General features: G+C 41.6%; 6 protein-coding genes. 5 read left to right on the forward strand and 1 reads right to left on the reverse strand.

The annotated features are described in order from the left end of the window. Positions 1–44: 44 nt before the first annotated feature. Positions 45–233, reverse strand: a complete 189-nt coding sequence (gene asp4 / locus EKM82_RS09855; RefSeq protein WP_125768740.1) for an accessory Sec system protein Asp4 — start codon at positions 231–233, stop codon at positions 45–47. Between the two features lie 56 nt (positions 234–289). On the opposite strand from asp4, the gene secA2 reads away from it, so the two are divergent. From secA2 to EKM82_RS09880, 5 genes are all read left to right on the forward strand, one after another. Then, positions 290–2692: an accessory Sec system translocase SecA2 gene (gene secA2 / locus EKM82_RS09860; protein ID WP_225419717.1), complete on the forward strand. Its 2403-nt coding sequence runs from the start codon at positions 290–292 to the stop codon at positions 2690–2692. A gap of 99 nt (positions 2693–2791) precedes the next feature. After that, positions 2792–4027, forward strand: coding sequence for an accessory Sec system protein translocase subunit SecY2 (gene secY2, locus EKM82_RS09865; RefSeq protein ID WP_125768743.1), 1236 nt, complete (start codon positions 2792–2794; stop codon positions 4025–4027). Between the two features lie 73 nt (positions 4028–4100). Continuing rightward, positions 4101–5549: a glycosyltransferase gene (locus EKM82_RS09870; protein ID WP_125768746.1), complete on the forward strand. Its 1449-nt coding sequence runs from the start codon at positions 4101–4103 to the stop codon at positions 5547–5549. Beyond that, on the forward strand, positions 5539–6393 hold the full coding sequence (locus EKM82_RS09875; protein WP_125768749.1) for a hypothetical protein: 855 nt from the start codon (positions 5539–5541) through the stop codon (positions 6391–6393). Before EKM82_RS09870 ends, EKM82_RS09875 begins: the two co-directional genes overlap by 11 nt. Positions 6394–6714: 321 nt before the next feature. Beyond that, a partial coding sequence (locus tag EKM82_RS09880; protein WP_164508229.1) for a KxYKxGKxW signal peptide domain-containing protein occupies positions 6715–10538 on the forward strand: 3824 nt, incomplete at its 3' end.

Raw genomic sequence — 10538 nt, forward strand, 5'->3', positions numbered from 1 at the left:
ACAAGTCCCCCGAGTTGTCTGATGCGATTTAACTGATCAAATGTTTAAAGGATTCGTAAAAGTGGATAAAGAATGCCAATTAGAACGACGACGGCAATTGCCACTGAAATAATAATATTTGTTGCTTTGCCAGTCGACTCTTTCTTTTCTTCAGGATCAGTCACATATTTCTTTTCCTGATGCAGTCGAAAAGAAATGTCTTGGTCCAACATATCTTTTTTATTTTTTTTCATGATGTTATAATTATAGCTATGTTTTCACGTGAAAATCAATACATTGGGGAAAACAAATGAGTCCTTGGGGGGATGCTGCTATGTTGTTTTCACGCTCACGGGTGCCCCAGCGATATTTACGTCAGCTTCGAGCTGTTAATGCCTTGGCGTCAAAATATCGGGCAATGTCTGATGAACAATTAAGAGCGCAGACCAAGTTGTTTCGCGAACAATTACAGGCCGGGAAATCACTTAATTCAATTAAAATTGCAGCATTTGCGGTGGTTCGCGAAGCGGATCAGCGCGTTTTAGGGATGTTTCCGTTTGATGTTCAAGTCTTAGGTGCGTTAGTCATGCAGGACGGTAACGTTGCCGAAATGCGAACCGGTGAAGGCAAGACCTTAACCGCCACGATGCCCATGTATTTAAATGGTCTAACTGGACCGGGTAATTTTCTAGTGACAGCTAATGAATACTTGGCTGATCGTGATGCCCATGAAATGGGTCGAGTCTATCAGTGGCTAGGATTAAACGTGCAATCTGGCGTGCCAGCTTATGGTGAGAGCTCAGATGATCGTGACTTACATAAGATTTATCAAGCTGACATTGTTTACACAACCAACTCGACTTTGGGCTTCGATTATTTAATGGATAATTTGGCAGGAACAGCGGCTGAAGAATTCTTACAAGGTTTTCGCTTTGCTTTGATTGATGAAGTTGATGCTGTGTTGCTGGACTCAGCTTCGATGCCATTAATTATTTCAGGCGTACCGCGAGTACAATCAAATTTGTTTGGTCTCGCTGATCAAGTGGTCCAATTATTGGAAGAGGAGACCGACTTTGAAAGAAGTCCTGATCATAAGAAAGTTTGGTTCACGCCCACGGGGATTACAGATATTGAACATTATTTAGGTATTACTGGCTTGCTGACTAAACCTCAGCGCCAATTGTATCGTCATCTGTTATTGGCTTTGCGCGCACATCAGATTTTAATTCGTGATCGTGATTATATGGTCGATGAAGATGGGGTTTCATTACTGGATTTGGCTAACGGCCGCAAATTAAAAGGGATGCGTTTGGAGGCTGGGTTACATCAGGCTCTGGAAGCAAAAGAGCATGTTAAAATCAGTAGTCAAACGCGAACGATGGCTTCAATCACGTTCCAAAATTTATTTAGGATGTTTAGCCATTTGTGTGGCATGACCGGGACGGCAATGACTGATGCAGCCGAATTCCAAGAAACGTATCGCTTGGATGTGGTTCGGATTCCGACTAACAAACCATCATTGCGAATTGATCAACCTGACCGGCTATTTACAACCACTGAGGCTAAATTAGACAGCGCCGTTGCTTTAATCAAGCAGGAGCATGATAAAGGTCGACCAATCTTGATTGAAACCGGCTCAGTTTCCTTGTCTGACCTTTTTTCACGAATTTTATTGCGCGAACAGATTCCCCATAACTTGTTGAATGCTCATAGTGCCGCGAAGGAAGCATTAATTGTTAAAGATGCCGGTCAGTTGAATGCTGTGACAGTGGCCACTTCAATGGCTGGTCGCGGAACGGACATTTCTCTGGGAAAAGGCGTGCCTGAACTAGGTGGCCTATTAGTTGTAGGCACGGAAAGAATGAAAAGTGTTCGGGTTGATAACCAATTACGTGGTCGTGCTGGCCGCCAAGGTTCTCCTGGAGCAAGCGTGTTTTTTGTTTCGGTTGAAGACCCGATATTATTGGAAAATGGTCCTAAATGGTTACGGAAATATCGACGTAAACTTCGTCGTCACAGTCAGTCCGCGTCAACAGAAGACTTGCCAATCACCCGGCGTAAGTTTAAGCGTCTGATTAATCAGGCCCAACATCATGCGGAGAAAGGTGATCGCGAAACCCGCTTTCATACGCTGCAATACGCAGAAATAATGCGGGTGCAACGGGATAATATTTATGCCACCCGGAAACGGATTATGGTTGCCCCTTCAGTTGACCGCGAATTAAATAGTGTGTTTGACAAAGCGGCGAATGCTTTCGCTACTGGCGCCGACGTAACTCGTTCGCAGCTGGGAGACTATATTCTAAATAATATTGATAACCAAGCGATTGTTACAGATATTCTCAGTACTGATTGGCAGGCGACTTCGGTTGCGACCACGCAGCAACTGTTAAAGAAATTGATGACCGACCGCTTTCAGCAGCAATGTGCTCAGCTCAAAATGGCCGACCAACAAATTTATTTTGAGCGGATGTGTTTGCTTAAGGCGCTTGATAACGCTTGGATCGAACAAGTTGATATGTTGAAGCAACTAGAACAGATTGCGGCCAACTTAGGGACGGCGCAACATGACCCGCTACTTGAATACTTAAAAGATGGTCGTGCTGCATTTGAAAAGATGAAACAGTTATTTGCGCAACAGGCAGTTCGCAATTTGTTGTTATCGCAGTTTCAATTTAACGAGAATGGCACGATTGAGGTTATTTACCCATAAACTGATTTATGGTTGAGATACTCAGAGGCGCCTACCAGTTAATTAGTAGTGAGAACCAAATAGAGTTGATCAAGTAGTTTGAAAGGCAGGTGGGATTAAGTGCATCGTTACCGTGAATTAATAACTGGTTTGGGTTGGACAGCATTTATTCTGGCGGTCTTCACTTTAGGGCAGACGATTCCTTTGCCGGGAATTGATTTGACCGATGCCCAAGATGCTTTGGGCAATGTTACCTTTATGCAATTATTTGCCAATATGACTGGTAGTAATTATCAAATGCCAACGCTTTTTTCGGTGGGATTAGGACCGTTTATGAGTAGCATGATCATTTGGCAGGCAGTTCAAGTGATTGGTGATGAGAAGGTTTCACGCTTAACACCGCATCAATTAAGTTTTTGGAAGTATTCAATTACCATTGTTTTGGCGATTGTGCAGGCATTCCAATTGGTCTATTACATTCGTGATGCGATCAAACCATTCTACCTGTGGGGGACCACCATTAATATTGCTTTCCCGGTGGTACTGTTGATTCTGGTTGCCGGCGCAATTTTCGTGACTTGGTTAGCTGATTTAAATGCTAGCCGTGGGATTGGTAACACAACGGCTTTGATCATTCCCGGAATTGTTCGTGGCGTGCCTAATGCGCTTCAAAATGGGTTTGGCGGAACTGATGCCGTTCGCGTGAAACTAACCACGCGGTCATTAGAGATTGCCGCCGCCATTGTCTTGGTCTATTTAATTTTCATCGTGATTATTAATGCCGCCGAATTACGAATACCAGTGGAACGGCCCATGCTTGAAGGCAGTCATCCTGATTCATATTTGCCGATTAAATTGTTAACTGCCGGCGGGATGCCGTTCATGTTTTCAGGGAGTTTATTTAAACTACCACAATACTTTATTAATCCCACATTGGGACCAACGACTGCTTGGCAGCATTTTCTGACTACCTGGTTCTCGCGCAATACGCCTCAAGGTGTTTTGTCGTATGGTGTGATTCTATTGTTGCTGAGTTATGCGTTCGGATATATGAATATCCAGCCAACGAAATTAGCCAAGGATTTAAAGGAAAGTGGCGATTATATCGTCGGCGTTTACCCTGGTGAAGAAACTGAGCGCTATATCGTTCATCATTTTAACTTGCTATCATTTGTTGGTAATTTGATTATCATCTTGATTGGTGTGGGTCCGCTGATTATCGGACTGTATTATCCGCCAGCAGCGAACTATTCGGCGTTACTTGGCTCGGTAATGATTTTAGTCGGGATTTGTAGTAACGTTGGGGATCAAGTGCGTTCGCTTTGGAATAAAAACCGTTATCGGATTTTTGATTAAGTCTTATTCATGACTCGTGTGAAATTATTGGGGTTAATTGACACGATACAAAATTATTTAGGAGGTCATTAACATGATATTTTTTATTGATGGCACAATTGGCATGGGGAATTCCGGCGTTGAACACGCTGAATTTTATCGTGCTAAAGTTCTGGAACAGGTAGGGATGCCATATCGCTATTTGTTTTATCGCTTGAATCGCGATCTACATAAGCCGATGGATCGTTGGGGATTAAAGAATGATCAGGTTATTAATATGTGGGAGTACTTTACCCTAGGTGAGAATTATTTACACCACGGCGTTCAGAAATTCTTCCCGGCAAGTACGAAGCTAGTTATTGATTCGACCAACACCCACCGTAAACGTGATACGTACACTGATAGCGGCATGCATGTTGTTGATCATCTGGTCAAACATAAAAATAAACATCAACAGAGCAATGTGTTATTAGTCAGTACTAATCATGTGGAAATTTATGATCGGAATACTGGCAAGCTCAAAGTGAAATTCACTTTTTATGATGATCAGCACCGTAAGGAAATTATTCGTAACGTTCATTTGTATGATCAAGCAGCAGGGGCGCACTTGTTTTTCCCAAATGGGATGCAATTAATGCGTTATTTCTTCGAACGCGTTAATGCCGCCTTTCAGGAGAAAAATGTTTATCTGATTGATCGTTCAATTGATGCGGAAGTCGCACTTTTCAATCGGCGCTTACCAAATGCGAAGCTGGTCGATGTGATTCATGCTGATCAACTAAGTAATCGGCGTGATCCCCAGCATCCATTATTTAATAATTACAATGAATACTTACTCACGCATTTAGCGTCGGTTGATCGCGTTGTGGTGGCAACTGAACTGCAACGGCAGGATATGTTGATTGACTTTCCTGGTCACGAACAACAATTTGTGACGATTCCGGTTGGCGGCGTCGATGATCATCCCAAGATCGTTAAAAAGGCGACACTTGGTCGGCCAGTTAAATTCATAACTGCCTCACGCTTAGCCGCTGAAAAGCATATCGACCTCATCGTCAAGGCCTTGGCTAAGTTACATGATGACGATGGTGTTGAACTACAGTTTGATATTTATGGTGCTGGTGGTGAAGATAGTCGTATTAAACAAACAATTAGCGAGGCTCAAGCCGGCGCTTATATCAGTTTAAAGGGGCATTCGGCTAATTTAACGCAAGAATATCCGCAATATGATGCCTTTATTTCCGGCTCCTATTCGGAGGGCTTTGGCCTGACCTACATTGAAGCGTTGAACGCTGGGCTGCCGGTGGTGACCTATAATGCTCGCTTTGGTGCACAAGAATTGATCCACGAAGGTCAAAATGGCTTTTTAGCAGATTTTAAACGTGATGATGCTGATTATAGTGTGCAACAATTGTATCTTGCCTTAAAGCGGTTGTTGGCTGCTGACTATGGTGTACTACAAGCCAACACCCAAAAGTCGATTCAGCGCTATCATGATCATGTGATTGCCGCAGATTGGAGTGAATTGATCAATGCATTATGAGTTAGTTAATAACGTCCATATCAATACTGATTTTTGGCAACAAGAAAAAGCGGTCCTACAAGCCGACAAGCTGAATCTTTTGTCAGTCGGATCAGCACCTAACTTTGCTGGGATTATGCAACACGAGGGGATTCAGAAATCAATGAATCTGTTCGATCATATTACTAAGCGCACTTATCATCCTGGGCAATATTTGTATTTTAATCAGGCACCAGTCCCAACAGGCACTAATATTATGGTTAATGCTGATGGTTATATCACGCTTGAATATTATGGTGAACCGATTGGCGAAATGAAATTGTATCCTGAAACAAATCGCGCGGTAAAAGAAATTGATTATCTTAATCCTGATGGTAGTGTCGATTTTGCTGAAGAGTATTCAACTGATGGCTTTCAATTTACTAAGTTGCTCTACGACGAAGGCAAGCCACAAGAATTTCAATTTTTGAACTTAGCTGGTCAGCCGGTGATTCGTTACTATTATTTCGATAACGTGATCAATTACATTACGATTGAGAATCCAGAAACCCAGGAAATTCTGCAGCACTACGACAATTTGAGCGAGTTTGTTGCTCGCCAGGTCGCCGAAGTATTGACACCTTTTGATGAAGTGACTGTCTGCTACATGGGTGGTGAAATGACCGCACTGCGTTATACGAAATCACACAACATTTTGCGACTATCAGAGCCGCCATTTGATGATCAGGATGAAGTGCGTGGTAATCTTTTAGGAATTTTGAATGATGATATTAAATACATCCAAGAAGTTCAAATGGATCGTAATGCTTACAATTCATTGGCATTAAGAAACATTAATCTTGATAAAGCGAAAATTATCGAGTAAAAACGAATATTTTTGGCTTAAATTAATTGTTTTAATAGCATAATTGTAATTTTTAGTAGTTAGGAGTTATCCTAACTACTATTTTTTTGTTTTTAAAATTGATGAATTCACAATTAGAGCAAACAAAAGACTCACATTTTTATTAGTTTCTTTCAGGAAAAGTCGATTTAGCGAGTATATAATAACCCAATCTATTAGCGATATACTTATACAATATTTAATTATTAACTGTTTTCTTAATATTTAATACATTTTTTTAAATTGTTGTGCTATTATAATATCGTGCATAATGCATCAAGACTATCCGGGGGGATGTCATTGATGCATAAAAATCATTGGGGTGATTTTTATATGAGAGGTTTAAATCAACGCAGGGCTTCTGAGCTGTATGAAGCAAACAGCAAGAAGCACTTTAAAATGTATAAAGCAGGTAAACAATGGCTCGTCGCAGGGATAACAACCTTCGGTGGGCTATTTGGCATTGGTATGATTGGCGCGGCCCCGGTAAAGGCTTCTGTCTCGACAACCGGTGCTGCCAAAGAGGTTACACAAGATGATGTTGCGGCCACCAAAGATACGGGTACCATACCCGCAACTTCCCAAGCCGATTCGCAAGTGAGCACAGCCAGTGAATCAACTTCCGTAAGTAATAGTGACTCAATTAGTCAATCAAATAGCTTAGTCACAAGTGATTCACAGCAAACTAGTGAATCAACCAGTTTACAAACAAGCTTATCTGAAAGTGCATCCGTTTTGGCTGTTCAAAGTCAAAGTGAATCAGCTAGTGCTGCAACTAGTACTAGTGTTTCGCAGAGTACTAGCCAAGCTAGCAGCGAGAGCACTAGTGCTAGTCAGTCTGGATCAACATCTAGTGCTGATTTAACAACACAACAACAGACAGCTAAACCTACTGCTAGAGTTGCTGCAATGGCTGCCGTTGCTGAAACGACTAGTGTTGCAGCTGATAATCCATTGTCAACGCCAGGTGTGTACACAACTAACGCTAGCGATTACCAAAGTGGTAAGACGGCGGCCATGAATGATTTGGATAGCATTACGTCTTTGATTAGTGTCAATGGCCTAGACGCGATGACCAAGTTATTTGGTACCAGCACGATTACGACCAATGTCCAGAAGTTAACTGACTTATTGAATTTATATGCCAGCAATAGCTCGCTACAAGCAACTGATAATTATGGCCAGCCATTATGGAAAGACAGTAATTGGACCCTGGCAAAAGCTGGAAAAACTTCGACACTTATTGATACGACAACCACAACTGCCTTAGATGCAAATGGCTTGTATCAAGTAACGACCAAAACAAATGGACTTTTTGGGATTGTTACGTCTGATGTTACCCATTCTCAAAAGGATTATAACCAAGGTTACGCCGACTATATTCGCGACTTTGCTCGTGGTTTAAATGATTGGTTGGCTCAGATTGAAGCCAAGGCCCAAGATCCTGCAACGGCCAATAACCTGATCAATCAACAAACTTATGATGCTACTCAGTTAACTGCCGGTGATGTTTGGAGTACAGGGAACGTTTTAGGAACTGCTGGTAGTCAATGGTTAGCTTCAATTCTTAGCGCACCAACTTATTCTAGTAAAGTTTTAGGTTATACTGGCGCCAGTGATAATATTGCCAACGACAGCGTTACTAAAACAGTTACTGCCGTTAACTTTTATATTAAATTAATTGCACCAACCTTAATTAATGGTATCGGCCATCAAGCACTGGGCGATATTCGGTCAATTGGTGGGGCAATTAATGATACTGACTATGTGCCTGAGACATTAAGTGAAGCCGTTGCCTTAAACGGGAATATCACTAATTTAGTAAACGCTGTTGGTTTACAGCCTTTGCTGAAGACTGATTTCTTGCAGAGTGTTTATAAAGCAATCAAAGATAACGCCTTAACAGCCATTGAAGATAATTGGTCCACAGGCTTTAACAAGGCAATTCAAGGTATTCTGGAGACAGGATATGTCTATGGTACTGATGATGATACATATGGTGGCACGCCGATTGCGAGCTCACCTTATGCTTCTATTAAGGGTTATTCAGATACAAATCCAGGTAATATTGCCGCTACTTCTGGTGATTACCTTTCTGACAAATCACAAGCCGCTGGTTATGCTTGGGCTCAGAAGATTATTGGTAACGTCATGTCGATGGCCGCTAGAGATTCACTCGGTGGCACTCAAAAGACTAATGTGACACAAATTGTTAATCAGTTATTAGCAAATAATTTGATTACTTCTGATGAAGCAGCTGAAGTGTTAACTGGTGCAACTCATGTCTATAACTCATCTAACGCATTAACCAACTACACTCGTAATAGCGTTGGTGCTCAGCAGGTTATTCTTGATATGTACAATGCTGAATATAATGCTATTACGGCTGCCCTAGCTGATTATAAGACGAATCCCGGTTTAGGCTATACGGCTTATATGAAAGATATTACTGACAAGCAAGCTAACTACACTTATACAAATAGTGCTGATTCTCATGCCACTAAAGCAACTTATACTGTTAGTGATTATGCTGGTATTCGGCGGGCTCTCGGTTTAACTAATGCCGCTTATAAAGCTATGATTTTAGCGGATAACTTAGTACATGATCAAATGAGTGGCGACTTAACAACTACGACTAATCCATTAACGACAGCACAGATAAATAGTGTTACTACTGGTGGGACTGCCAATGATAATGTTGGCCTGTTTGTCAAGAATAATGGTACTGCTGGTAATGGGACCACTGCAGCGGATGGCGCAGCCAACGTTGCTTATTTAACGACGGTTGCCCAAGATGTTTATCAACAAGTCTATGCCGAAGAATTAGCAGTTGCTTCGCAAGCCTTCAATGATGGTAAAGCTTTGGCCAAAAAGCATTACGATGAATCAAGTAATGGCTTGATTCCTAATGTTGAAGATGCTGGTTCATATAATGGTCATAATTATCAGGCTGATGCTTCTTCTGAAGTAGCTGATGCGGTTTTAGGTAACAATACTCATTATCGGGGACGTGCCTTCACTGATGGTTATAAAGTCAACTTAGCAACGATCACGTTGAATACCAGTGCTGTTGCTAAGGATGCAACTGCCTTTACAACCACTACCATGGCTGCCGCTAATAATACGACCGTAAATACCTTAGTTAATCAAAAAGCTACCGTAACAGCACCAACACCAACGGCTGGCTGGAGTGTAACTTCTACTAATCCGGTTGTCATTGCTAATGCAGCGACAACTAATGCGGTGGCATTTACTTACGCCCAAGTTGCCGATTTTAATTACGCAAATAGCCTTGGCACTCAAAACGGTACTTATAATGGTGAAAATGCCAGTGAACAATTAAACGACATTAATTTTGTGCCAAGTTGGAATACTGGTGTTACTGGCACAACAGTTAAAATTGATAAGAGTTGGCTGACAGTTGATCAGGACGATATCAAGGTTGGAAAATATACTTATCATTTAACAGCCGCTGGTGCTCAGAACTTAATTGATCAGCTTAAGAGTAATCAAAGCTCAACGTTCTGGAATACTAATGCCGTACCAACTGTTGCAATGTTAATGACCATGACTGGGACTTTAAACATTGCCCAAACAACTGATGAGAATTTGTTGCCGAAGATCAACGCACATGACGCGACAACTTTAATTAATGATTATTTGGTATCGCCATCGGATTATGTGGACAGCGTAACTGATGCCAAGGGGAATCCACTTGCTATTGCTGGCAACACAGTAATCAGCACCCTTAATGTTACTTGGTCAAAAGTTGGTGATTATCCAGTTGTTATCACTTTAACTGATCCAACAAGTAACCAAGTGGTTTCTAAAACTGTCTATGTTCACGTTATTGATCAGGAAACTTCTGAATCAATGAGTGAATCGACTTCAACTAGTGAGTCGCAATCGACGTCAACCATTGATTCGTTAAGCGAATCCACATCAGATTCTGAATCGACAAGTACATCAGTAAGTGATTCTGAGTCGACAAGTACGTTATTAAGTGACTCTGAATCAGTAAGTACATCATTAAGCGACTCTGAGTCAGCAAGTACATCATTAAGTGATTCCGAATCAGTAAGTACATCATTGAGTGACTCTGAATCAGTAAGTACTTCAATGAGTGA

This window comes from Lapidilactobacillus wuchangensis, assembly GCF_003946645.1.
Classification (GTDB): domain Bacteria; phylum Bacillota; class Bacilli; order Lactobacillales; family Lactobacillaceae; genus Lapidilactobacillus; species Lapidilactobacillus wuchangensis.

Excerpts from the sequence above, each read along its gene's own strand:
- asp4 (WP_125768740.1), bottom strand. The coding sequence starts at position 233 with ATGAAAAAAAATAAAAAAGATATGTTGGACCAAGACATTTCTTTTCGA.
- secA2 (WP_225419717.1), top strand. The coding sequence starts at position 290 with ATGAGTCCTTGGGGGGATGCTGCTATGTTGTTTTCACGCTCACGGGTG.
- EKM82_RS09870 (WP_125768746.1), top strand. The coding sequence starts at position 4,101 with ATGATATTTTTTATTGATGGCACAATTGGCATGGGGAATTCCGGCGTT.
- EKM82_RS09875 (WP_125768749.1), top strand. The coding sequence starts at position 5,539 with ATGCATTATGAGTTAGTTAATAACGTCCATATCAATACTGATTTTTGG.